Here is a 25,782-nt window from a genome sequence, read left to right as displayed (position 1 = left end):
TACCTGTTCTCACGCATATTACCGCTTACGTTGTGTGGTAGGATGTTCGCTAGCCCAATGCTATTTTTTTGCCGGAGCCATACCCGGAGGGAAGCTTTCCATGATTTTCTGTATTGCCAAAGGAATTTTTGTATCGGGATCTTTGATTGGTTTGTCGATTTCTTTGTTGCCGATACCTTCCCACAACAGGTTTTTTGTTTTTGCATCAACCACTTCAATAATCACGGAGCCATCTTTATACTCCTGTACATTGTAGGTAGTGTAGCCTGTTGCGCCCATGCCGCCACCCCAACCATATGGTCTGTAGTAGCCACCATAACCGTAATAGTTTGTGTTAGACGAAACGGATTGTTTGTCCTTCAAAATGGTTACTGAGTTTACAAGCAGATCAGCGGCTTCGACTGTAGCTTGTTTAAAACCTTTTTTATTCATCTCGGCAACGATTGCGTTGTCGATGCGGTTTTGGTTAAGCTGGCTAATAGATTGTTTGCTTGGATCCGGTGTAATTAATGCAAATGTTTTGTACTGAGAAAAATTTGCATTCTTGTCATAGTCGCTTGTCACCTTTATTGTGGGGCCACATGACGTCATAATAAATCCTGCGACAGAAGCAGTTAGAAACACAAGGAGGATCTTTTTCATATTTTGTTTGTTTTGTAAAAAAAGAAAATGGAATTTATAAAGTAGTTGTATCTATTAAATTTGGTTGTACATTAAATAGGGTAGCAGTTTAGTACCAGAGACCGGTATCCGGACGCCGGTGTTTCTGTAAAACATTATTACATGTTTTACCTGATGCATGTACTAAAGAATATTTGATTTAAGGACCGGTCACCGATGTCCGGCTACGAGCCACTGCTTTGTTACATATAGGGTACGGAGTAAGCACCAAAGAAACTTTGTGAAAGCTATCTTACCCACTTGCACCGTGATCCGGAGTTAACACCGGTTGGTTTAAATAGATGTTCTTTCTTGCAATGATGTAATCAACAAGCAACTTTGCATTATGTTCAAACTTTTTTTAAATACAATAAAATTATCAATATCAACAGCTACATTGGGTTTTGCTGTGGTTTCGGATACGCATACATGTATGAACACATAAACCATTATGATTTAGAATTGTTGATTAGTTTTTAGCAAGGGTTGAAGAATATTAAGGGAGCGTTTTTCGCTCTTAGAGATAGATATCTTACAACAATGGGATTTTAAAATGGTTTATAAAAAGCCAGTTTTACCGGAAATATTTTTTTGTTACCCAAGGTAAAACGGGTTCGTTTCACCATATTAAATGAATTAAACAATCGACTGAATGCTCATTCGTAACGCATTGCTCTTTTTATTGGTCGCCGTCATCTATCTGCCTTCATCGGCTCAGCAAAAGGATTCTATTTTTCTGAATAATGGCCAGGTACTTATCGGTAAAATAGAGAATGGAAGCCTGGGAGAAATAAGCATCGACGATATCGATCTGAAAATGCAAAGCGTGAAGCTGTATAAAATCAAACGGATCGTGACGTTTACCCGTGTGAAACTGGAAATGGTCGACAAACGAATTATCTATGGTGTACTGAAGCCTTCGTTAAAGCTGAACCACGCTGAGATATTAATGGACGATAGCACAATTGTAACTGTTCATTTAACGGAAATAAGCCAGCTGATCACGCTGGAAAAGAATTTTTTTCAAAGGCTTACAGGTAATTTTTCATTGGGCTTTAGTTATGCGAAGTCAAGCAGAGTGGGGCAGTTGTCGGTCAGTGCGCAAGTTCAATACTCGACGCCTTTATTTGAAAATGAATTGTCAATGTCATCCATTTCTTCTATAGACTCCTCGCACTTTTCCCGTGACCAGGGAAATATATCACTTTATTCAGGTTATAATATTAACTCTACTATGTTTGCAGCCGGCATGTTGCAGTACCAGCGCAATCTTGAGCTTTCTATAGCCCGTCGTTACCAGGAAATGTTGGGTGGTGGAATGAAGTTTTTTGTAAGGGAAAACTGGCAATTACAAGGGCTCACGGGGCTTGCGGTAAACCAGGAAAAGAGCACCGACGATGGCGCTCCTTCAGTTGTTACATTGGAGATTCCTATTATCATGCGCTTTAATTTTTTTAAGTTTCGTCATCCTGATATTCAGATTAGCACGAGCGAGGCGCTGTACTTCAGTTTAACGGACAAGGGCCGCGTCCGTTTCGATGGCAGTACCAGTTTTTCATGGCAACTCATACGATACTTCTATTTAAAGATCAATCCATATACCAACTACGATAGCAAGCCCCCTGCAGGTTCCAGCAATTTTGACTTTGGAATGACGGTTGGGATTTCTTATAAGTTTTAATAACCGAATAACTGAGTAACTGAATAACTGAAGAGTTGAATCAATTAGTCATCGAATAATTGATGGGTGAGGCTTGTTTTGCAAAACTGACCTTTAAACACTCAGTTATTCAGTTACTCATTTACTCGGTTATTCAGTCCTAAATAAACTACCTAGAAACATGGATTTTAATCTCATTTGCAGAAACGAAGCAAATAGTTTGATAACTTAGCCTCGTATTAAAGCCTGATTAGACTTGAGTAGCACTAAGAACTATCCGTTTCAAAACAAGTCGCTAACTAATATTCGTAATGAGAAATGGAAGGATATTCCCGGATTTGAAGGCATTTACCAGGCTTCAAGTATGGGGAGAGTTAAATCTCTCGATCGTGTCATTTCGCATCCGCGATTAAAAGAGCAATTTGTTGAGGGGAAAATATTAAGCCAGTCGATTGCTGAGAATCGCAACATCAAAACCGGTGTTCCAATGGTCGACCTGCGTGTAAGCCTTAGCAGTGAAGGTGCGCAGTACTACTACAACACAAGACGCATTATTTACATAACTTTTGTTGATCCCAATCTTGATTACAGCAAAGATGAATTGTACATCATCAATAAAGATGGTGATGGCTACAATAATCGTCTGAGTAATTTAAAGGCGGTAACAAGAAGTGAAAAGCAAAAGCGTGTGTTTGAAAGGGGCCGCCACGACACCTATTTAAAAACTGCCGACCGCTCCAAGTGGCCAAAGAATTATGGTGGCTATACCCGTCGCAAACCAGTCAAGCAATACCTTAAAGGCCGGGTCGTAGCTCGCTACGAAAGCGTTAGCGAGGCTGCGAGGCAAACAGGTTGCGATGAAAAAGGAATCATATTAACTGCGAAGGGTGTGCATAATCAGTGTGGAGGATTTAAGTGGAAGTATTCGAAGTAATTAAGAATTAGGAATTAAGAATTAGGAATTAGGAATTAAGAATTCGTCCTGTGCCGCTTACAAACTGTTTGTCGGCATTCAATAGATTACAAAGGGAATTGTTCGTTTGAGCAAACCCCTTTGTAGTCTATTGAGCGAAAAAACTCGCATAGTCGCTGCTGAGCAAAAACGTGATTCGATTATCTATGGTCTATCGCACTTAAAGAATTCTTAATTCCTAATTCTTAATTGTCAAAAATACAACCAGTGCCCTTTCAGCTTTCCCTGTGAATTAAGTTCCAATGTCGGCGCGGGAAACTTCACTGCATTTAATGCGAAGAACACACTGCGAAGCAATTTGCTCTTCGTTCTTATTTTAGTGAAATCAATATCAGGAGCTATATAGAAACGTCTCACCCGTGGATAATTTGTATAATCATACACATGTCCGTTGTCGTCAGTCCATTTATTTTCATAAGCGCCCAGCATTAGGTCAGAGCTGTAACCAAATGAAAAATTCAGCCATTTGGGAATGCGGCTTTCTTTCCAGAAAGAATGCAGGTTTGCGCTAAGCCAGTAGGTTTGTGAGTTATAGTCTTTCAAAATCCGTTCTCCTGTGCCGCTGCCAAAAAGATCGTTGCGGCGTGCAATCAGATCGGTTGGATATTTGTATGGATAGTAGCTGAATTTTATCTGCAGACGCTGTTCGTGCCATCCAAGTTCCTGCGCCACGAAAGAAGCCGCACCAACAGTATTTGCCGCCATATCTCCCCAGCTAAAACCCCATTCTGCAGAGAAGCCGTCCTGAATTTCTATTACGCTTTGATATGCCAACGCACTTGCGCCGCCCAGCCAAACGCTTGTTTTATCTTTTAACCCCGTCCATTCCCATGCCTCAGTAGATAGTCTTGCAATTTGGTAAGCTGTCCATGTGTGGCCGGCTTTATCCATTTGGTTCCATTCGCCGTTGTCATTAAAGAAATGAAATTTCTCTTTCGGATAATCTGCGTACCATGCTTTGTTGAGCGCTACATATGTGCCTACCCACAGGCCCACATGAGCACCGGTGGTGATCCAGAATTTTGTTTTATTAAAATGAGAATGTGGAACGGAATCTTCAGAACGAGTCTGTGCAAGGCCTTTAAAGCTATACAACATTACTGTTGAAAACAGTAACAAGGCCGTCAATAGTTGTTTAATCATCTTCATTAGGAGGCGGAAAAATAGAAAATAAACCAATCGCATCTTCATTTGATGCTACGATTAGCACTTTTTTTGCAAAGATTCATTTTTTGTTCATGGTATTATGTTTGAATAACTCCTATTTTTGTCGTCCTCGGACTAATTTGATAATGTAATATTTTTAAATAATTAAAAATAAAATATAACATATGGATGCCGCGATCAATGACAAAGTCAACTCATGGTTAAATGGTAACTATGATGAAGCAACAAAAAATGAGATCAAAAAAATTGCATCAGAAAATCCACAGGAATTAGCAGAATCATTTTACCGCAACCTGGAATTTGGAACTGGTGGACTTCGTGGTATCATGGGCGTTGGAACCAACCGCATGAACAAGTACACGGTTGGAATGGCAACACAGGGGTATGCAAATTATCTGAAGCTGCAATTTCCAAATGAGGAGATCCGCGTAGCAATTGCACACGACTGCCGTAACAACAGTCGCTTTTTTGCTGAAACAACGGCCAACGTATTTGCAGCCAATGGCATCAAGGTTTTCCTGTTTGAAAGCCTGCGTCCAACTCCGGAACTGTCATTCACTATAAGATTAAAAAAATGCCAGGGTGGTGTGGTTTGTACAGCTTCACACAACCCGAAAGAATATAATGGTTACAAAGCTTATTGGAACGATGGCGGCCAATTGGTACCACCGCACGATAAAAATGTAATCAAAGAGGTTGAAAAAATTGCTTCTGTAGATGAAGTAAAATGGAGTGGTGGAGAAGCAAACATCACTATCATTGGTCATGAAGTGGATGTGCAGTACATCGATATGGTAAAAGGACTGAGCGTTTACCCTGAAGTGATCAAACAGCAGCACGACCTAAAAATCGTTTATACTTCCATTCATGGTTCAGGTATTAAACTGGTTCCGGATGTACTGAAAGAGTTTGGTTTCGATAACGTGAATATTGTGATGGAGCAGGCAGAGCCAAACGGTAATTTCCCAACGGTTGTTTATCCAAACCCTGAAGAAGCTGAAGCGATGAGTATCGGTTTGAAAAAAGCAAAGGAACTGGATGCGGACATTTTGCTCGGTACAGACCCTGATGCTGACCGTGTGGGTATTGGCATGAAAGACAGACAGGGCAACTGGGTGCTGATGAATGGCAACCAAACTGCTGTACTGGCTTTCAACTATATGATCGAAGCACGCAAAGTAAAAGGTTTGGCGCAGCCAAATGACATGGTTGTGAAAACCATCGTTACCACAGATATGATCAATGAGATCGCACGTCAAAGTAAAATTAATTGCTATGATGTGTTGACAGGTTTCAAATGGATCGCAGAATTGATCAAAGAGAAAGAAAGCAAAGAAAACTATATCGTTGGCGGTGAAGAAAGCTACGGCTTAATGATCGGCGATAAAGTACGCGATAAAGATGCGGTAAGTGCCGTTGCATTATTGTGCGAAATGGTTGCTTACGAAAAGAACAAGGGCAGAACGCTGTACGACAAATTGATTGATCTGTATGTACAATACGGGTTCTACAAAGAGCGCCTGATTTCTATTACCAAAAAGGGAATGGATGGCCAGCAGCAAATTGCTGCAATGATGGAAACTTACAGAAGCAATCCTCCAAAAGAAATCAATGGCGTGGCCGTTGCTCAATTACTGGATTACGAAAAGCTGGAAGGTAAAAATCTGCAAACAGGCGAAACTTGGAATATCACTTTGCCAAAAAGCAACGTATTACAGTTCATTTTAGCAGATGGAAGCAAAATCTCTGCAAGACCAAGCGGTACAGAGCCAAAGATCAAATTCTATTTCAGCGTAAATACGAAACTGGCAAATGCCGCTGAGTTCGAGGCAACTGAAAAGGCTTTGGACGCGAAAATAGACGGCATTATTAAGGATATGAAGCTGTAAAAAAGTAAAAAGTCAAAAATAAAAAGTCGAAAATTTTAGGTGCAACATTTTGATAATCAATCTGGCATTTAAAAGGTTTTTAATTTTTACTTTTTAATTTTGCCTTTTAATCCTATCTTTGCAGTCCAAATTTTTATAAGTATACGGCAAAATCCGTATGCACCTTAAAATCAAAGAGTTATGAAACAAGGTATCCATCCAGCTAGTTACAAATTTGTTGTATTTAAAGACATGAGTAACGGCGAAACATTTTTAGGTAAATCAACTGCCAATTCTAAAGAAACTATTACCTGGGAAGATGGCAAAGAATATCCGGTTATTAAATTGGAGATTTCTAACACTTCTCACCCTTTCTTTACTGGTAAGAACGTATTGGTTGATACAGCAGGTCGTATCGACAAATTCAAAAAGAAATACGCGAAAAAATAGTTTTAGCAGTTTCTACAAAATATTATCCCGGAGCTTACGCTTCGGGATTTTTGTTTTAGGTCGGTGGCACACTGATGACGCTGATTGGACTGATTTACGCAGATCTATTTTGTGCAATTCTTCATGCGGCTTGCAGCGATTCAGGAATGTTGAGGTCGGCATTTGAGCCCTGATTAATCTGCGTTGCGACGCTCCGTTCAACAGAAGTAATGTTAACCAACAGTAAGCAAACAAAATCAGCGCAAATCAGTCCAATCAGCGTCATCTGCGTTCCTCTCTTCATCGAAAAAATCATTATTTTAGCCTCCCAAGCATTAAACATGAAGAACATCATTGTCACAGGAGCAAATGGCAACCTCGGGGTTGCTGTGGTAAAAAAGATATTGGCCGATGGCAATAGAGTGATTGCCGTTGGATCATCAGGAAATACACTGGGCTTTGCAAGAGATAACAGCAACTTCGAGCTGCACGATATAGATCTTACCAAACATGAAGATGCGTGGACATTCAGTGAAACCGTTATTGAAAAATATGGCCAGATAGATGGCGCTGCTTTGCTCGTAGGCGGTTTTGCCATGAGCAATATAAATGATATGCAGTTGGAAGATATGGAGAAAATGATCCGCCTGAACTTTGCTACTGCATTCAATGTTGCCAAGCCATTGTTCAATCACATGCTGTCGAATAACAATGGTAAAATAGTTTTCGTGGGTGCGAAACCAGCAACGGAGCCGCACATGGCAAAAAATATGATCGCCTATTCATTAAGCAAATCTCTATTGTATTCTTTCGCAGAAATATTGAATGCATCTGCTGATGGTAAAAATGTAAATACATCCGTTGTTGTTCCTCAAACCATCGACACTCCTCAGAACAGGAAAGATATGCCAGATGCGGATTTCAGCAAATGGTCAAAGCCGGAAGATATTGCTGAAGTATTCTCATTTATTTTTAATGATAAGTCGAATGTGGTAAAGCAAGCGGTGTATAAGTTATATTAAATAGGAATTAGAACCTAGGAATTGGTTTAGGTGCAACATTCGTTATAACCATTCGTCTCATTTTGTTTGTAGCTACGCTAAACATGTTTCCGGGCTACTTAATTCCTATTTCCTAATTTCTAATTCCTAATTCCTTCCTAAGTTTGCACATGAAGCAAAAGTTAAAAACAGCCTACAGTTCACTCTTTAGCTATTTGCGGGAAAAAGTCAACCGGGTGCAGTATATAATGATTGTCGCGAGTTTGGTGGGTTTGTGTTCTGGATTGATAGCTGTTCTTTTAAAAACAGCAGTTCACTATATTGAAAAATGGATCAGCGAAATTCCTTTGTCGCGTTTTTCTTACCTTTTGTTTCCAGGTTTGGGATTACTGATTACAGTAATTATCATTTATAAATTTTATGGGGGCCATATAGAAAAAGGAATTGCAATGGTGCTGCGATCCATCGCAAGAAGATCGTCTTTTATTCCTTTCAGCCATACTTACATGCATGTTGTAACGAGCTCCGTCACCGTTGCGTTAGGAGGGTCTGTGGGGCTGGAGGCGCCAATCGTTGCGACGGGGTCGGCTGTTGGTTCCAATCTTGCACGCATTCATCAGCTTAATTACCAGGAGAGAACATTGCTGATAGCATGTGGTGCAGCGGCCGGTATTGCTGCCGTATTCAATGCGCCGATCGCCGGTGTAATATTCGCCATAGAGGTGTTGCTGGCAGAAACGATCATCAGCTATTTTATCCCGTTGATTATATCTGCAGTGATCGGTGCGTTGTGTTCTAAGATCATATTAAATGAGAATATTCTTTTCAACTTCGTACTGAAGCAAACTTTTAATTATTACAATGTGCCGTTTTATATATTGCTTGGTGCGTTGTGTGGTTTCATTTCTTTGTACTACGCAAATGTGTTTAAGAAAGTAGAACACAAAATGCACGATTGGCGTTTGAATCCATATGCAAAAGCATTGATCGGCGGATTCTTCCTATTGATCATTTACATTTTATTTCCGACTCTTTTTGGCGAAGGGTATGACAGCGTGAAATTGGTGGCAAACGGCGACAGCAATATCATTCACGACAATACAAGACTGTTCGCTTTGATGAACAATGAATGGGCGGTAATTGTTTTTGTCGGAGCAGTAATGCTATTGAAACCGATGGCTGCGGGTATCACGATTGGTAGCGGCGGAAATGGCGGAAACTTTGCGCCGTCGCTGTTTGTAGGAGCTTACCTTGGCTTCTTTTTTTCCAAATTATTGAATGCAACAAAATGGTTTGATACACCCGTGGGAAACTTTAGTCTCGTTGGCATGGCGGGTGTATTGAGTGGTGTAATGTATTGCCCGCTCACCGCGATATTTCTTATCGCTGAAATTACAAGCGGCTACGAACTTATCATTCCATTGATGATCGTTTCTTCCATGTCATTTTTCATTGTGAAACACTATCAGCCTTATTCAATGGAAACGCGAAAACTTGCACTAGAAGGCCAAATATTTACACACAAACGAGAACAGAATATTTTGACATCGATTCAGCTAAGCGATATCATCAAGAATAATTATCAAAGCATTTCCATTGATAGTTCGCTGCGCGATTTGGTGGAAATGATCAAGCTGAGTGATAAAAATATATTTGCAGTAGGGGACAAAAAAGGAAACTTCATCGGCATTGTTGAGTTGAATGATGTAAAAAAACAAATGTTCAATCCCGAGTTGTTTGACAAAGTAAGCATTCGTCAGATCATGAAAAAAGCGCCGGATGTTATCTACGCAGGCGAAAGCATGACACGTGTAATGGAAAAATTCGATCTAACACACAGTTGGTATTTGCCTGTGTTATCGGAAGACAGGAAATTCATCGGCTTCATTTCCAAAACAAAAATATTCGAACAGTACAGGCAAATTATTTCGGCGCAGAGTGACCTTTATGATAATTGAAAATTGAAAGTTGAAAGTTGAAAATGCATTGTGTGCTGCGTCATAGGATTTCTGTCAGCAGTCGACCGTAGAGACGCGTTGAACGCGTCTCCGCAAAACATCGAGCTCCACTGAAAAACAATAAGCCCCGGTAGGTGAAACCTGCCGGGGCTTTATATTCAGTTGTATCAAATTGAAATCAATTCTCAACGCCCATTTTCAACTTTCAACTCTACAACGATCTCGCGATACCCAATTCCAAACCTCTCAATTCCGCGATGCCTCTCAATCTGCCGATTGCGGAATAGCCGGGATAAGTTGTTTTCTTCAAATCATCCAACATCTGATGACCATGATCTGGACGCATTGGAATGGATTGATTTCTTTTTTGCATTAACAAAACGATCTCTTTTACCACTGCAAACATATCAACGTCGCCGTCGAGGTGATCTGCTTCAAAGAAATTGCCTTCTACATCACGTTTAGTGCTGCGTAAGTGAATGAAGTGAATATGATCGCCGAGACGTTTAACCATGCCCGCCAAATCATTGTCGGTGCGCACACCATACGAACCTGTGCAATAGCACAAACCATTTGCAGGAGAAGGAGCGGCATTGATCAATTCCAACGCATCTTTTTCCGTGCTTACAATACGTGGCAAGCCAAGGATAGGGTAGGGAGGATCGTCTGGATGGATCGCCATTTTTAATCCTGCTTCTTCAGCAACGGGAACAACCTGTTGTAAGAAATAAAACAAATGTTGTTTCAGTTTTTGCGCATCAATGCCTTCGTATGTTTTTAATGCTTTTAATATTTGTTCTTCTGTAAATCTTTCTTCACTTCCGGGCAAGCCAAGCAATGCATTTTTATACAACGTCTCTTTTTCTTCAGGAGTCATTGTTGAAAATCTTGTTTTCGCTTTGCTTATTTCTTCGGCAGCATAGTCGGCTTCTGCATTAGGACGTTTTAAAATAAAGAGATCAAATGCAATGAATGCTGATTTCTCAAAATAAAGCGCTTTACTGCCATCAGGCATTACATAGTTGATCTCCGTGCGCATCCAGTCAAGGATAGGCATGAAGTTGTAGGTAACTACTTTTAAACCGCAAGCTGCCACATTGCGCAGACTCACCTTGTAGTTCTCGATATATTGTTTGTAATTGCCAATTTGTTTTTTGATGTCTTCGTGAACCGGCAAGCTCTCAATCACTGTCCATGTAAGGCCTGCGCTTTCTACTTGCTGTTTTCTTTTGTTAATTTCTTCCACTGTCCAGATGTCGCCAACAGGCACATGGTGCAATGCGGTAACTACGCCTGTACAACCAGACTGTCTGATATCCCAAAGACTCACCGGATCATTTGGGCCGTACCAACGCATCGTTTGTTCCATTAATTTCATAAGTATTGAGTTATGAGTTATAAGTTATGAGTTATGAGTTCCGGGCAGCAAAACTAAAGGTTTGAGCCGTGAATGAGCTAAGAAATATCAGGAAATTGAAAAAGGCATACACAGTTTATTTTTGGAAACGTTCCCGATGGTGTTAAGGCAAAAGTAAAAAGTAAAAAGTCAAAAATTAATACCTCATCGTCCAATAGAATTACGAATGCTAAAGTGTGCGACGCAAGGATGCTGAGTGCTATTCAACTGCTGACTACCTAATAAAAACTGTAATTATTGTTATACCTTTCGACGGGCTCTGATTGACACTACATTTCGGCTGCCAGACCTGTGCCGTTGTTCGTGTTTTCACGAAACCGCTGCCGCAAAAAAATGGTTCGTGGAAACACGAACCATGGCACTCGTTAAGCAATATGCAGGCCCTGATTGTTGCCCTTTCCTTTCAGGCTCGATGCTCTCACTACGATCTCCGAACGCAGAATGATCTTGTTGGTCGTGCTGATACTGCCATCGCCTGTAAGGTGATCGATGAGGTTACGCATGGCCATTTCCCCCATTTCATAACATGGATAATTAACGGTCGTAAGATGTGGCTCCACAATCTTTGAAATAGGATCGTTGTTGAAGCCTGCAAATGCAATATCGCCGGGAATTGAGTAGCCTGCCGTTTTAATGATTTGCATACAATTAGCGGCACATACATCGTTAGCCACAAACACAGCATCTGGCTTGTTTTGCATTTGCAATATTTTTTTGCCGAGCTCTTTACCTGCTTCTTCGCTTAGCTCGTTAACGATCAAAAGTTCGTCCTGGAACTCAACGCCGGCGTCACGCAACGCATCTTTATAACCACGGCATCTTTCAGCGTATACGTTTCTTGTGAGGTTGCCCGCAATATGCATGATGCGCTGGCAACCTTCGTCCACCAGGTGTTTCGTAATGTCGTAAGCATTGCGATAGTTGTCAATAATAACATTGAGGCTGCGGCTGTCTTCGTACACACGGTCGAAGAAAACAACAGGAATATTTTTGTCGAAAAACACATCAAAGTGCTCCATGTTCTCAGTATCATAAGCAAGAGAAACCAGCAGGCCATCTACGCGGCTGTTGAACATCGTGATGGTGTTGGCGATTTCCTTCTTTACAGACTCCAGTGACTGGCTAATGATAAGATTATAGCCATTCTCGTTGGCTATTTTTTCCATACCTGCAATAGCGGAAGAAACGAAATAACTGTTAAGCTTGGGAACAATTACACCAATGGTGTTCGTTTTTTGTTTTCTCAGGTTCCTGGCAAAATTGTTCGAGCGGTAGCCCATTTCTTTAGCGGCTTCCTGAACCTTTTTCTTGGTTGACTTACTAATGCCCGGATGATCCTTCAAACTACGGCTAACGGTGGCTGCGGATATCTTCAAATGCTTGGCAAGGTCGTATATAGTAATCTCTTTGTCTTCTTTCATCTGTGAATTTTCATTTTATTGGTCAAGATGCCCCCGGAACAACCTGGTGGGGCAGGGAATTCGCATGCAATAATCGGGCTTTTTGGGGCCAAAACTCTTATCATGCGTATTTCATACAATCGTTTGCGTGTTGATTCTGGGTACTAAATTAACTTTTTTTTGAAAATTTTTATGCAATCGGTTGCAAATACAAAAAAAATTCTGATATTAGCAGAGTGTTTATGCCGAACGTGTCTTACCAAAACTAAAAGGACACAAACGAGAGATTGCTTTTTTCGCTATAAGACTATTTATAAGCCATATGAGACAAAGATTCTGCACAACTGCGATCGGAATTTTCACTGCTGTTTCGATGCTTCAGGCACAAACCAGCAAGCCCGTTTATTTAGATGTTACAAAGGCTCGTGAGGTCCGCGTTCAGGATCTGTTAAAGAGGATGACACTGGAAGAAAAAGTGAGCCAGATGATGAATAGCAATGCCGCAATCCCCCGCCTTCAAATTCCCGAATACAATTGGTGGAACGAAAGTTTACACGGCGTGGCCCGTTCAGGCGTTGCAACGGTTTTTCCGCAGGCAATCGGTCTTAGTGCAACTTTCGATACTGATCTGGCTTTAAAGGTATCAACAGCCATTTCAGATGAAGCTCGTGCAATATATAATGTATCCGTTGCAAAAGGCTATCGCCAGAAATATGCCGGTCTGACTTTTTGGACACCTAATATTAATATATTCCGCGACCCAAGATGGGGGCGTGGCCAGGAAACATACGGAGAAGATCCATTCCTTACTTCAAGAATCGGGGTTGCATTTGTAAAAGGTTTGCAGGGCAATGATCCCAATTATTTAAAAGTAGCAGCTTGCGCCAAACACTACGCTGTACATAGTGGTCCTGAAAGGTTGCGTCATGAGTTTGATGCAAAGGCTTCTATGAAAGATATGCGTGAAACTTATTTACCGGCGTTTAAAGCATTGGTAACTGAAGCTCACGTGGAAGCGGTGATGTGCGCCTATAACAGAACGAACAGTGAAGTGTGCTGCGGTAACACATTCTTATTGCAAGATGTATTGAGAGATGAGTGGAAATTCAAGGGACACGTGGTTTCTGACTGCGGTGCTATCGAGGATTTCTATAAGGGACATAAGGTGGTAGCAAACAGCGCCGAAGCTGCAGCCCTTGCTGTGAAACGCGGTGTGAGCCTGGATTGCGGCGGCGAATACGCTTCCCTTATTGACGCCGTAAAACAAAAACTGATTACAGAAAAAGAGATCGACAGCGCATTGGCTATTTTGCTTCGCACAAAAATGAAGCTCGGTATTTTTGATCCGGCTTCTTCTAATCCTTACAGTAAAATTTCTGCAAACGTTATCAATAGCGCTGAACACAGAGCATTGTCGAAAGAAGTAGCGTTGAAGTCAATCGTATTGTTGAAAAACAATGGAGCGCTTCCTTTGAAAAATGATCTTAAAAAATATTTCGTAACAGGGCCAAACGCAGCAGACGTAATGTCGCTGATAGGTAACTATTATGGAGTGAATCCACAAATGTTTACTTACATGGAAGGCATCGCTTCTCATATTTCTCCTGAGAGTCAAATGCAGTACAGACCTGGTTGTTTGCTGGATAGAAACAACATCAATCCAATCGACTGGACAACCGACGAAGCAAGAAACACAGATGCTACAATCGTTGTATTGGGCATCAATGGACTGATAGAAGGTGAAGAAGGCGAATCAATTGCTTCTCCATCTTTTGGTGACAGGCTTGATTACAACATTCCTCAAAATCAGATTGAGTTTTTGAGAAAAATGAAAAAAGATAATCCCAAACCTATAATAGCGGTAATTACAGGAGGCTCTCCCATGAACCTTTCTGAAATTCATGAACTGGCTGATGCTGTTTTGCTGGCATGGTATCCTGGTGAAGAAGGCGGAAACGCTGTGGCAGATATCATTTTCGGTAAAGTATCTCCTTCCGGAAAATTGCCTGTTACATTTCCTAAATCACTACAACAGCTACCATCATACGAGGACTACGGTATGAAGGGCAGAACGTACCGCTACATGACCGAAGAGCCAATGTATCCGTTTGGCTATGGGTTGACGTACTCAAAATTTGATTATGGTACCTTGAAAACATCTACGCAGAATGTAAAGAGAGGCCAGTCAATGACCGTAGAAACAACTGTTGCCAATAAAGGCAGCAAGGCGTCTGACGAAGTGGTGCAATTGTACATTTCTCATCCCGGTGCCGGTGAAAACGAGCCGTTGTACAGCCTGAAAGGTTTTCAAAGAATCAACCTCGCAGCGGGTGCAACAAAAGTGGTGAAGTTTACCGTAACTCCGGAAATGTTATCCCTTGTAAACGATAATGGCGAAACCCTTGAAACAACTGGTAAAGTGACTTTTTATGTAGGAGGTTCTTCACCAATGCAAAGAAGTGAAACGTTGGGAATTGCTAAACCGGCAACGGGAAATGTTGCAATTGTTGAATAGAGACAAATTCAAATTCAAAAGTAAAAAGTCAAAAGTAAAAATTCAAAAACATGGAGCAGTCTTTACTAAATGGGAAGATCGTGCACGTCAGCCTTTTTTGACTTTTGACTTTTTAATTTTTCCTTTTATACCCAAAACCAAATGCTTAGCCAAAACGAAATTGCCATGAACACATCTTAAATGCGCCTGCGTACGCGCAACAAATCTTCGCACCAATTTTCCAAATATTAATTCACAAATGAACTGCTTGTTTTTATGAGTACTACTATCAAAAAAAAATCAGTAGTAAGGCAGAGAAGACTAAACTTATTCGGTGTTCTTCTGCTATTGCTAACCGTGTGCAGCAATATGCTGTATGCGCAGACTAACAATGTCAAAATAACCGGTACCGTTACAGATGATGCCGGCAAGGCATTGGCTGGCGTGACCATTAGTGCGGGCGCCCATGCGACTTCCACCAATAACGACGGTGCCTATTCTATTACTGTTCCGGCTAACAGCACACTAACGTTTAGCTATGTGGGCTATCTTAGCATCAGCCGTAAAGTGGGTGCCAAAGACGACGTCCTGATCATCAAAATGGAAAGCAAAACCAAAGAGATGGAACAGGTTGTTGTAGTTGGTTATGGTACACAAAAGAAAAGAGACGTTACAGGTTCTGTAAGTATAGTAAGCGCAAAAGCTTTGAAAGAAGTACCTGCTGCTAACTTCCAGAATGCATTGCAGGGACATGCTCCAGGTGTGGATATTCAGACTGTAGGTACAGCGCCTGGTTCAGGAGCTGTTATCCGCATTCGTGGTATCCGTTCTGTGCTGGGAAGCAATGCTCCACTTATAGTAGTCGACGGTATTCCATACAGCGGTAACCTGAACGACATTAACCCCGATGATATCGCGTCCTTGAGCATTTTGAAAGACGCTTCTGCTACCGCTATTTATGGTAGCCGTGGTTCAAACGGTGTTATCCTGATCACTACTAAACGCGGCGCTGCAGGTATTGCAAAGGTGGATTACAACGGTTACTACGGTATAGGCACAGTGGCCAATAAATATCCTGTATTTAACGGATCGGAATATATTGCTATGCACAATATTGCTGCACCTGTTGGTACTGGTTTTACGCCGGATGAGATTAAAAACATGAATGCTGGTAAATCAACCGACTGGCAGGATATGATCTATAAAAATTCCTATAAGACAAATCATTATATCACTGTTTCAGGCGGTAACGAAGGCACCACTTATTCTTTGGGAACAGGTTATTATAAAGAAACAGCTGTGTTGCCCGGTCAGGATTATCAACGCGGCTCTTTAAGATTGTCAGTTGATACAAGGGTAGGTAAATGGTTGAGAGTAGGCGTAAATACCATGAACAGTTTGAGCATCCAAAATGGTGCACAGTTTGTAAATGGCGGTACGATGTTCCCTACATTGGTAACCAGTCCTTTGGTAAGTCCTTACGACAGTACGGGTAAAATTGTTTTCAATGCTATGGGACAAGGTGATCCGAACGATGTTGGTGGGAACTACAGCCCATTATTGCTAAAGAATAACAATGGCATGTGGGTGGACAAAAAAAGAATATTACATACATTCAATAGCCTCTTCGCAGAAGCGAACATCTGGAAAGGCATTAAATACCGCTTTAATTTGGGATTGGATTTTTCCCAGGAAGAACAGGACCAGTACCAGGCAGCGGACCACTACAATGGTAAGGTCAATCCTGCTACAAACTCAAATCCAAGTTTCTTCAGACCACAAAACGGTAACCATGCTTCTGTAAATAATATTTCTACATGGTCCTACACAGCGGAAAACTTATTGACTTACGATAAAGATTTTGGTAAGAGCCATATCGGCGCTACAGCTTTGTATAGTGTTCAGCAACAGTCCATGCATAATACTTTTGCCAGCAAGGATTCAATGTATAATGAGCAGACGCAATACTTTGATATGTCCCAGGCTTCACCAACACCCTCAGCAGTAGTTAGCGGTGGCGAAGCTTCTTCTTCTATCATATCTTATATGGGGCGTGTCAATTATGTGTATGATAATAAGTACATGCTTACCGGAACATACAGAAGGGATGGGTCATCAGTATTGGCTGCAGGTCACAACTGGCACCAGTTTGCGGCAGCTTCAGCAGGTTGGAGCATTTCAAACGAAAATTTCATAAAGAATAACGACAAACTCAGTTGGATAAGCCTATTGAAATTGAGAGCAGGCTACGGACAAACGGCATCGCAGGAAGTAAGTGCTTATTCTTCTTTGGGTAGTGTTACTAACGACAACGGTCTTAGCGGATTACCTGGCGATATGAGTAAGAGTACAATCGTAAAATATAATTACGGCACGAGCATAGGGGTAGGTTATTATTTAGCCGGATTGCCAAATCCTAACCTCGACTGGGAATATACCAATACGCTAAACATTGGTTTGGATTATGCTTTCCTAAACAATCGCATTACCGGTGCTATCGATTATTACAGCGCCATTACAAATAAATTGTTGTTTAATCAAACACTTCCTACATCTTCCGGTGTAAGCAATCCTTATCCAGTTAACGTGGGACAAACGAAGAACTGGGGAATGGAATTTTCCATTAACTCATTAAATATCAAACCATCAAGTGCCGATGGATTTAGCTGGACTACTGATTTGAATTTGTTCTTCAACAGAAATAAATTGACCAAACAAATTGGTAGTACAACACAAAACGTCGGTAACCAGTTATTCACCGGTTATTCCATGACTTCGATCTATGACTATCAAAAGCTAGGCATATGGCAAACTAGCGAAGCTGCACAAGCTGCCCTTTATGGAGCAACACCGGGTCAGATCAAGATACAGGATTATGACAATGATAAAAAGATCACCCCAGCTGACAGACATATTATCGGCAATGGAGATCCGAAAATACAAGGTGGTATGACCAACACTTTCACTTATAAAGGTTTTGATTTGGGCTTTACAGTATATGGACGTTTCGGTGGTTTGTTGGTTAGCCAGATTCACCAATGGTCATCTTCATATTTGACAACATTAGGTTCAGGCGCAAACCTTGGCAGAAACTCAATAAAAGTAGACTACTGGACACCAAACAATCCTACCAACTGGTTCCCTACACCTGCTAATGGTACAAGCGGATGGAGCACTGCACCTACAGCCTGGCAAACTTTGGGCTATTACGATGCTTCTTTCCTGCAAATAAAAGCCATCAATTTCGGATATACATTTAAGCCGAACCTGGTGAAACAACTAGGCGTTCATTCTCTTCGGGTGTATGGTACGATAGATAATGTTGGCTTCCTGTTCTCTCCTTATATGAAGCAAACAGGCATCTCGCCAATTGCTACTAACCAGGGAGCATCAGGTGTTGGTGGTAGTACTTCGGTAGATAATTTGCGCCCCGGCCAAAACGGTATGACAACCATTAGTGCATCTACACCGCTTACAAGAAATTATATGCTGGGCGTAAATGTGAATTTTTAAATTACTAAAACAGACAGGAATGAAACGAGTAAAAATATATCTATACATACTGTTAGCAGGTTCGGTCCTATTGACAGAGAACAGCTGCAGTAAAAAATTAACAGAGCACCCTTATACTGTTAATACGGTCGCGATGTTCCAGAATACCCAGGGAATTCAATTGGGCTTGAACGCAGTATATTCAGGCTTGCGCTACATATACGGCCCTGAAGGTGCCAATATTATTGGTGACTTAGGTACCGATATGTGGTGGGGCAACGCCGGCGGCGCTGCGGCTGCTTACCAGATCAGCACCTACACATATGACTATACAGACGGGTCCATTTTAACGCTGTGGAACAGAACGTTCAACAACATCAATATGTGCAACGGCATTATAACCTGGGCGCCAAGCATCACAGGTATAGATACCGCGGATGTTTTGGGACAGGCGCACTTTTTAAGAGCGTTGTGCTATCTCAATCTGGTATCGCAGTTTGGTGCAATACCGGTGGATCTTGGTAGCGGTGATTATGCTTTCAATCAATCTTCTTTCGCCGGATTCAACCGTTTGCCTTTGGCAGATATCTTGACAAAAGACTGGAAGTTGATCATCAGCGATTTGACCTATGCAACACAAAATCTGCGTACTCAGCGTCCGGCTGGTGCCTATAATTTGTCAAAGGCTGCTGCCTACGGTTTGCTGGCAAAAGCGTATATCTTCAAAGGATATTCTGCCAATGCTGAAACCTCTGACTGGCAAAATGCCTACAATGCAGCGATGCAGGTTATCAATAACAAAGCAACATATGGTTGCGCCTTGTTGCCGAACTATGCAGACGTAACATCATATGCAAAATATTCTAAACCAGAACTGGGGGGCGATTATAATGCGGAAATTTTATTTGCTATTGAGCGCATTCCCGGCGATTTGCCTTCCAACGAAGAAAGTGTTTTCAATGGGTTAGCTGCAACTTCAGGTGGTAAGGACGTGAATGCCTCTAATGATTACAACATGAGCTACGATGGTGCTGCTGCTCCTCTTGTAAGCAGTCCTGGTAAGCCTTGCGCTACACGCTCTCCGCTGTATGGTCGTCCTTTGCGTATAATTTGTCCTACAGACTATTTAATCAAAACGATATTTGCTGATAAGACAAACGACAGCCGCTACGATGGTACTTTTAACAGTGTCTATCTCGCTACAGTTCAAACTACCTCTTCCTATCCCGCAGGAAGCTCCTTTACAGGAAGTTTTACCTACAATGTAGGCGATACTGGAATTGTAGTGTCACACAACGATACTGAATATGCTGCTTTGGTTGCCGCACAATTAAAATCTGCAAAACCTTACCGTGTAATTAGCCAAAGTGAAATGCCGGGTGTCAATGGTACTTACCCTGGCTCCGGTGGTGCTGCTCAGCCGGTTTTAATTCCATCAATGATGAAATACTGGGATCCTGCGAGACCTAACGCAAACGATGGTGGTGGTAGGCCTTACCCAGTGCTCAAATTGTCTGAAGTATACTTATTGGCAGCAGAAGCGGCTATGAAAATGGGCAACAATGCTGAAGCTGTAAATGAAATCAATGTGGTAAGATCTCGTGCTGCCTTTAGAAGCAATTTATCTGCAGCAGATGTGGCAACAAGACAGGCTGCTATGGTGGCCGCAACCCCAGCAACGATTACAGTTGACTTTATTTTGGATGAGCATGCCCGTGAGTTGGCAGGAGAGGCAAATCGTTGGGTGGACCTGGCCATGAGGGGGCAATTGCTGAATCGTGCAAAACTCACCCCATATGGTGCTAAAATACAGAGCTACATGACATTGAGACCAATTCCGAAATCACAGTTGGATAACATGACGGTGCCAAATTCGAAGGACTATCAAAATCCGAGCTGGTAATTAATCAAAACTAAAAACTTGAATTATGAATAATAAATCAAAATATTTCATGTTGTCATTATTGGCTGCAGGTGCATTGGCTTCCTGTACCAAAATGAAGGACATTGGTACTCTTAATACGGGGATTTACACCGATACTTCCGGAACATTAAAAAGCGCTGCCGGTACTTTGCCTTTTGGCTTTGCAGCGTACCAGGGAGATAAAAATTTCGCCGCCTATTTTCCAATCATTGCAAGAGAGGGAACAAACATTACACCGGGTAATGAAATGAAACACGGATCAATTGTGCAAAGCGATGGTTCATTGAATTTCACAAAGGCAGATGCATTGGTTAGCCAGGCTTCTACCGCGGGCTTAGGTATACATGGGCACACATTGTTGTGGCATTCACAACAAAACGCTGATTATATTAAAACCTATGCTGGTATAACAGTTCCTGCTGCAACCGAATTATTGACCAATCCGGGCTTTGAATCAGCTGGAAACAATTGGAGCATTTTTAATACAAATGGTGCTACCATTACTTTTCCAACAACAGGTGCAAATGCGCATGCAGGTACCGGTTTTATGCAAGTAGTAAACCCTACTGCTCAAACCGGTAACCAATGGAAAGTGCAGGTATCGAGTGCTGCTTTTGCTACCACTCCGGGAAAACAATATAGTATCACTTATTGGGTAAAAGCAATTTCAGCCGGCGGTTCTATCAGGCTCTCCACAGGGCCGTCTGCAGCACAATACCAAGGCGACCAAACAATCGGTACTGCGTGGCAACAAGTGAGTTGGACAATTACTGCAACACTTACTTCTACAACATTCCTCTTTGACATGGGACAAGTTGCCAACACTTATTACATTGATGATGCAAGTGTGAAAGAATTCGTGCAGGCTGCCTCGCCAACTCAAGCTGCGCTTAAAGTAGATACTGCAATGAACAAGTTCGTTACAGGTATGGTAACGCATTACAAAGGAAAAGTCGCAGCATGGGATGTTGTGAACGAACCATTGACAGACGCAGGTACGATCCGTACAAGCACAAACCTTGGTGGAGTTGTTCCAAATACCAGTACTTTCTTCTGGTCAGACTATCCTTTTAACGGTGTGACCAAAGATTACGCGTTACGTGCATTCCAATATGCTGCCGCTGCTGATCCTAATGCTTTGTTGTTCATCAACGATTATAATCTTGAATCAAGCAAAGCGAAAACAGATTCAATGGTAGCATACGTTGCATACTTAAAAGGTAAAGGCGCTAAGATTGATGGTATCGGCACTCAAATGCACTGCGATGCACGAGGCACTTACTATGCCGGCATCGATTATATGTTCCAGCAGCTGGCATCAACAGGTCTGAAGATCAGAATATCTGAGCTTGATGTTACAACCATACCTTCAGGTACAGATGCAACTGTTGGTGATCCTCAAACATTGGGATATCAAGCTACGATGTATCAGTACATCATCAATTCATACCTTAAAAATGTACCAGCTGCACAACGCTATGGTATTACTATTTGGGGTGTTGATGATCCGGATAGCTGGAAACCTACAGGATTGCCATTGTTGTGGGATAAGAATTTCAAGAAAAAACCAGCATACTCTGCTGTATTGCAAGCCTTGAAAGCAGGTAAATAAACTTTGAAATACACGGAACGCAGATTTTCATGATTGTCATGATTTGTCAGGATTTTTTTGGTGGTCAACGGTAGAATAAAAGTCGTCATCGTTGCGTCGTCCCGATTCGATGCCTAATCGGGATTCCGATACGAAGTATAATCGGAACTTGTACAGGAGAACAAGTATCAGCGATATGCATCAAAAACAAATTTTAAAAATCATTACCATCATCACAATCATAAAAATCTGCGTTCCTTCTTTTTAAATTGCGCTTGCCTGTGATAAGAATTAAATAGAGAAAGAAATTATGAAAACAGCTAAAGACAATAAAATTGCATTAGTGACTGGCGGTGGCTCTGGTATTGGATTAGCAATCGCACAAAAATTTGTGCATGAAGGCATTTTTACAATTATTATAGGGAGAGACGAGAAAAAATTGCAGCACGCAAAAGAGAAGCTTGGGGAATTGTGTGAATTTATTTCCTGCGATCTGACTGACTTAAAAGCCATTCCCGTAATGGTAAAAAAGATCGTTGATCAATACGGTAAAATTGATGTGCTGGTAAACAATGCCGGCATCAATATGAAAAAAGAATTTTTAGATGTAACTGATGAAGATTTTCAGAAAATATTGCAAACAAATGTCAGCGCCGTATTTTCATTGTCAAGAGAAGTGGTAAAGTTTATGGTGGAGAAGAATGTAGGAAGCATCATTAACATCAGTTCAATGGCTTCTCAATACGGCATTCCAAAAGTAATTGCATACACAGCCTCCAAATCTGCAATAGAAGGCATGACAAAGGCGATGGCAGTGGAGCTTTCTCCAAAAGGCATTCGCATCAACTGCATTGCTCCAGGTTTTATCGCTACAGATATGTCTGCCGCAGCACTGAATAACGACCCCGAAAGAAAACAAAAAGTAATGTCACGAACGCCAATGGGCGCACTCGGCAAACCTGCCGACATCGGCGACGCAGCCTTATTCCTCGCATCCGAAGGTTCAAAATATATTACCGGTGTAGTGCTTCCTGTAGATGGGGGCAACTCTGTTGGATTTTAGGCCTCACCACTGCCTCTCTCCAAAGGAGAGAGACAGAACCCGCTATAGTAAGTGGTTTTATAAAAACAGACAAGTAAGTTTGCTTAAGCAAAAATCAGCGTAAATCAGTCGCATCAGCGTCATCCCCGTCCGAACGGTTTCAGCCGGGCGGATGTGTGCCACTGAACTCATCTTTGTGCCAAATAAAATACCATGAAGAAATCGGTTGTTGTATCGGTTGTACTTTTTATTTCGCTTTTCACTAAAGGGCAGAATATCATTGCGACGAAAAATGTCCCCGGAAATTTTTCATTTCAAAATGTAACTATCTATACAGACGAAAGCGCCGACTGGTTGATTCAAAAAGCTGCGAATCTTCTGCAGCAGGATATAGAAAAAGTTACGGGCAGTAAGCCAGCAGCGGTTCATTCCATCGGCAATAGCAATACAATTGTAATTGGCATTGCTAATAAGTCGGCTGCAATTAATGAATTGGTTAAGGCAAAAAAGATTTCCATTGATAGTTTACAAGGCAAATGGGACGCATACCAGGTGCAACTGATAAATGCTAAAACCCTTGTTATTACTGGTGCTGACAAACGTGGTGTTGCTTATGGCATATTCGAATTGTCAAAACAAATAGGCGTGTCGCCCTGGAACTGGTGGGCTGACGTACCTGTTTTGCAAAACAAAAGCGTAAGCATACAAAAGAATGCTTTTCTATTTTCTTATCCATCCGTTAAATACAGGGGCATATTCTTAAACGATGAGGCTCCTGCACTTTCCGGTTGGACAAAGGAAAAGTTTGGCGGATTCAATCATCTTTTTTATGAGCATGTTTTTGAATTGCTACTTCGTTTAAAAGGAAATTATTTGTGGCCCGCAATGTGGGGAAGTGCATTTAATGATGATGATTCTCTTAATCCTGTTTTGGCAAACAAATACGGCATTGTAATGGGCACATCACACCATGAACCAATGATGCGTGCACATGATGAATGGAAAAGATACGGTTCCGGAAAATGGAACTATGATGTGAACTCCGCAAAGCTGGATGAGTTTTGGAAACGCGGCATTCAGCGCAATGGTAATAATGAAAGCATTGTGGCCATTGGTATGCGAGGCGATGGAGACGAGCCAATGAGCGAACAAAGCAATATCGCTTTACTGGAAAAAATAGTAGCCCGCCAGCGATCGATCATTGAAGAAATAACTGGCAGGAAAGCGGAAGAGGTGCCCCAAATGTGGGCCCTTTACAAAGAAGTGCAGGAGTACTACGACAAAGGCATGCGTGTGCAGGAGGATGTGACTTTGCTATTGTGCGATGACAACTGGGGCAACATTCGCAAGCTTCCAAAACTTACTGATAAACCCCGCAAAGGTGGTTATGGCATTTACTATCATTTCGATTATGTAGGAGATCCGCGCAATTACAAATGGTTAAACACAAACCAGATTGAACGTACCTGGGAGCAAATGCATCTTGCATATGAATATGGTGCAAAACAAGTGTGGATCGTTAACGTAGGCGATCTCAAGCCAATGGAATTTCCCATTTCATTTTTCCTTGATTATGCATGGAAGCCCGAAAATATTAAAGCCGAAAATTTGCCCGCCTATACCCGCAATTGGGCGCAGCAGCAATTCGGAAAAGAGTATGCTGCTTCGATCGCAAACATTCTTACAAAGTATACACAATACAACGCTCGTCGCAAACCGGAACTCTTAAACGACAGCACTTTTAGTCTCTTAAATTATAACGAGTTTCAACGGGTAACAGATGATTACAACCGACTGCTAAAACAGGCGGATGATATCAACAAAAAGATGCCCGCACAATACAAAGACGCGTATTTTCAACTAGTGCTACATCCGGTAGAAGCTTGCGCCAATCTATATTCCATGTATCTGGCAGTTGCAAAGAATAAATATTTCGCAGAGCAAAAAAACTACGCATTCGCAAATGTGATGGCAGACAGTGTTGCGTTTTATTATTCAAACGATGCAAGCATTTCAAAATACTACAACGATACTTTAGCGGGAGGAAAATGGCACCACATGATGGACCAAACTCACATAGGCTATACCTATTGGCAACAACCTGATTCCAATAAAATGCCACAGGTTATGAGGTTTGATGTCGCAAGCAATAATGTGTCTGCCGTAAAATACACATTGCCTGTTGCGACCTGGCAAAATGGATATGCCGCTTTTGAAGCTAAAAGGTTTACTAAAGCAGTTGGCAACAACAAAATCAAATGGCAGGTGATTCCAAATGCCGGACGTACTGGTGACGGCATTACGCCTTTTCCTGTTACTGCATCTGCTCAAACACCCGGCGGGAATGCTCCTCGTCTTGAATATGAGATAACAACGAACGCGGCGATAGACAGTATTACAGTCTCATTATACTTTTCTCCAACACTTAATTTTCACAATGATGGTTTGCGCTATGCTGTTTCTATTGACAATGCAGCACCACAAATCATCAACATTCATGAAGGCATGAATAACAAAAAGTGGGGGAGTTGGGTGGCAAACAATATTATCATCAGTAATTCAAAACATGCGTTGAAAAAAACAGGAAAGCATGTGGTAAAGTATTGGATGGTTGATGCCGGACTTGTTCTACAAAAAGTAGTAGTCGATTTTGGAGGCGTAAAACAAAGTTATTTAGGACCTCCCGAAAATTATAAGAAGTAGTTT

At 41.6% G+C, this 25,782-nt stretch carries 16 protein-coding genes; 12 read left to right on the top strand and 4 right to left on the bottom strand.

What is annotated here, in order from left to right; translation table 11 throughout:
• Nucleotides 1–60 precede the first annotated feature (60 nt).
• Entirely contained in the window at nt 61–642 is a 582-nt protein-coding gene (locus QJ048_RS13180; RefSeq protein ID WP_282334840.1) for a DUF4136 domain-containing protein, read from the bottom strand.
• A 670-nt stretch (nt 643–1,312) separates the two neighbouring features.
• Here QJ048_RS13180 and QJ048_RS13175 point away from each other — a divergent pair.
• Together QJ048_RS13175 and QJ048_RS13170 are read left to right on the top strand one after the other, a co-directional pair.
• Nucleotides 1,313–2,341 (top strand): DUF481 domain-containing protein, encoded by a 1,029-nt coding sequence (locus tag QJ048_RS13175; RefSeq protein WP_282334839.1) that lies wholly within the window; start codon nt 1,313–1,315, stop codon nt 2,339–2,341.
• A gap of 235 nt (nt 2,342–2,576) precedes the next feature.
• Nucleotides 2,577–3,254 (top strand): NUMOD4 domain-containing protein, encoded by a 678-nt coding sequence (locus QJ048_RS13170; RefSeq protein WP_282334838.1) that lies wholly within the window; start codon nt 2,577–2,579, stop codon nt 3,252–3,254.
• 231 nt (nt 3,255–3,485) lie between these two features.
• Here QJ048_RS13170 and QJ048_RS13165 read toward each other — a convergent pair whose 3' ends face one another.
• Complete coding sequence (locus QJ048_RS13165; protein WP_282334837.1) at nt 3,486–4,436, bottom strand: DUF2279 domain-containing protein; 951 nt, start codon at nt 4,434–4,436, stop codon at nt 3,486–3,488.
• 188 nt (nt 4,437–4,624) lie between these two features.
• Between QJ048_RS13165 and QJ048_RS13160 the strand changes: the two genes are divergently transcribed.
• The 4 genes from QJ048_RS13160 to QJ048_RS13145 all read left to right on the top strand — a co-directional run bounded on the left by QJ048_RS13160 (nt 4,625) and on the right by QJ048_RS13145 (nt 9,716).
• The gene (locus QJ048_RS13160) at nt 4,625–6,349 is read left to right on the top strand and encodes a phospho-sugar mutase (RefSeq protein ID WP_282334836.1); all 1,725 of its coding nucleotides are present in this window, start codon (nt 4,625–4,627) and stop codon (nt 6,347–6,349) included.
• Nucleotides 6,350–6,529: 180 nt separating this feature from the next.
• On the top strand, nt 6,530–6,778 hold the full coding sequence (locus tag QJ048_RS13155; RefSeq protein WP_282334835.1) for a type B 50S ribosomal protein L31: 249 nt from the start codon (nt 6,530–6,532) through the stop codon (nt 6,776–6,778).
• A 320-nt stretch (nt 6,779–7,098) separates the two neighbouring features.
• Nucleotides 7,099–7,779, top strand: a complete 681-nt coding sequence (locus QJ048_RS13150) for an SDR family NAD(P)-dependent oxidoreductase (RefSeq protein ID WP_282334834.1) — start codon at nt 7,099–7,101, stop codon at nt 7,777–7,779.
• A 149-nt stretch (nt 7,780–7,928) separates the two neighbouring features.
• Nucleotides 7,929–9,716, top strand: coding sequence for a chloride channel protein (locus tag QJ048_RS13145; protein WP_282334833.1), 1,788 nt, complete (start codon nt 7,929–7,931; stop codon nt 9,714–9,716).
• A 211-nt stretch (nt 9,717–9,927) separates the two neighbouring features.
• Here the strand turns inward: QJ048_RS13145 and uxuA are convergent, their stop codons facing one another.
• Both uxuA and QJ048_RS13135 read right to left on the bottom strand, forming a co-directional pair.
• The gene (uxuA, locus tag QJ048_RS13140; RefSeq protein WP_282334831.1) at nt 9,928–11,094 is read right to left on the bottom strand and encodes a mannonate dehydratase; all 1,167 of its coding nucleotides are present in this window, start codon (nt 11,092–11,094) and stop codon (nt 9,928–9,930) included.
• Nucleotides 11,095–11,498: 404 nt separating this feature from the next.
• Nucleotides 11,499–12,554, bottom strand: coding sequence for a LacI family DNA-binding transcriptional regulator (locus QJ048_RS13135; RefSeq protein ID WP_282334830.1), 1,056 nt, complete (start codon nt 12,552–12,554; stop codon nt 11,499–11,501).
• A 301-nt stretch (nt 12,555–12,855) separates the two neighbouring features.
• Here QJ048_RS13135 and QJ048_RS13130 point away from each other — a divergent pair, with 301 nt between their 5' ends.
• The 6 genes from QJ048_RS13130 (at nt 12,856) to QJ048_RS13105 (ending at nt 25,779) form a co-directional block, all read left to right on the top strand.
• Nucleotides 12,856–15,048, top strand: coding sequence for a glycoside hydrolase family 3 C-terminal domain-containing protein (locus QJ048_RS13130; RefSeq protein WP_282334829.1), 2,193 nt, complete (start codon nt 12,856–12,858; stop codon nt 15,046–15,048).
• 255 nt (nt 15,049–15,303) lie between these two features.
• Complete coding sequence (locus QJ048_RS13125) at nt 15,304–18,540, top strand: SusC/RagA family TonB-linked outer membrane protein (RefSeq protein WP_282334828.1); 3,237 nt, start codon at nt 15,304–15,306, stop codon at nt 18,538–18,540.
• 19 nt (nt 18,541–18,559) lie between these two features.
• Nucleotides 18,560–20,422 (top strand): RagB/SusD family nutrient uptake outer membrane protein, encoded by a 1,863-nt coding sequence (locus tag QJ048_RS13120; RefSeq protein WP_282334827.1) that lies wholly within the window; start codon nt 18,560–18,562, stop codon nt 20,420–20,422.
• A 25-nt stretch (nt 20,423–20,447) separates the two neighbouring features.
• Nucleotides 20,448–22,055 (top strand): endo-1,4-beta-xylanase, encoded by a 1,608-nt coding sequence (locus QJ048_RS13115; protein WP_282334826.1) that lies wholly within the window; start codon nt 20,448–20,450, stop codon nt 22,053–22,055.
• A 289-nt stretch (nt 22,056–22,344) separates the two neighbouring features.
• Nucleotides 22,345–23,097 (top strand): SDR family NAD(P)-dependent oxidoreductase, encoded by a 753-nt coding sequence (locus tag QJ048_RS13110; RefSeq protein WP_282334825.1) that lies wholly within the window; start codon nt 22,345–22,347, stop codon nt 23,095–23,097.
• Nucleotides 23,098–23,289: 192 nt separating this feature from the next.
• Complete coding sequence (locus QJ048_RS13105; RefSeq protein ID WP_282334824.1) at nt 23,290–25,779, top strand: glycosyl hydrolase 115 family protein; 2,490 nt, start codon at nt 23,290–23,292, stop codon at nt 25,777–25,779.
• Nucleotides 25,780–25,782 lie beyond the last annotated feature (3 nt).

The organism is Pinibacter soli (assembly GCF_029961145.1).
Taxonomy (GTDB): Bacteria; Bacteroidota; Bacteroidia; order Chitinophagales; family Chitinophagaceae; genus Pinibacter; species Pinibacter soli.
Note: the sequence above shows the minus strand (reverse complement) of the source record. Positions and strands in the feature narration are given on the sequence as shown.

Excerpts from the sequence above, each read along its gene's own strand:
- QJ048_RS13150 (WP_282334834.1), top strand. The coding sequence starts at position 7,099 with ATGAAGAACATCATTGTCACAGGAGCAAATGGCAACCTCGGGGTTGCT.
- QJ048_RS13155 (WP_282334835.1), top strand. The coding sequence starts at position 6,530 with ATGAAACAAGGTATCCATCCAGCTAGTTACAAATTTGTTGTATTTAAA.
- QJ048_RS13105 (WP_282334824.1), top strand. The coding sequence starts at position 23,290 with ATGAAGAAATCGGTTGTTGTATCGGTTGTACTTTTTATTTCGCTTTTC.
- QJ048_RS13135 (WP_282334830.1), bottom strand. The coding sequence starts at position 12,554 with ATGAAAGAAGACAAAGAGATTACTATATACGACCTTGCCAAGCATTTG.
- uxuA (WP_282334831.1), bottom strand. The coding sequence starts at position 11,094 with ATGAAATTAATGGAACAAACGATGCGTTGGTACGGCCCAAATGATCCG.
- QJ048_RS13115 (WP_282334826.1), top strand. The coding sequence starts at position 20,448 with ATGAATAATAAATCAAAATATTTCATGTTGTCATTATTGGCTGCAGGT.
- QJ048_RS13125 (WP_282334828.1), top strand. The coding sequence starts at position 15,304 with ATGAGTACTACTATCAAAAAAAAATCAGTAGTAAGGCAGAGAAGACTA.
- QJ048_RS13165 (WP_282334837.1), bottom strand. The coding sequence starts at position 4,436 with ATGATTAAACAACTATTGACGGCCTTGTTACTGTTTTCAACAGTAATG.
- QJ048_RS13160 (WP_282334836.1), top strand. The coding sequence starts at position 4,625 with ATGGATGCCGCGATCAATGACAAAGTCAACTCATGGTTAAATGGTAAC.
- QJ048_RS13130 (WP_282334829.1), top strand. The coding sequence starts at position 12,856 with ATGAGACAAAGATTCTGCACAACTGCGATCGGAATTTTCACTGCTGTT.
- QJ048_RS13175 (WP_282334839.1), top strand. The coding sequence starts at position 1,313 with ATGCTCATTCGTAACGCATTGCTCTTTTTATTGGTCGCCGTCATCTAT.
- QJ048_RS13180 (WP_282334840.1), bottom strand. The coding sequence starts at position 642 with ATGAAAAAGATCCTCCTTGTGTTTCTAACTGCTTCTGTCGCAGGATTT.
- QJ048_RS13120 (WP_282334827.1), top strand. The coding sequence starts at position 18,560 with ATGAAACGAGTAAAAATATATCTATACATACTGTTAGCAGGTTCGGTC.
- QJ048_RS13110 (WP_282334825.1), top strand. The coding sequence starts at position 22,345 with ATGAAAACAGCTAAAGACAATAAAATTGCATTAGTGACTGGCGGTGGC.
- QJ048_RS13145 (WP_282334833.1), top strand. The coding sequence starts at position 7,929 with ATGAAGCAAAAGTTAAAAACAGCCTACAGTTCACTCTTTAGCTATTTG.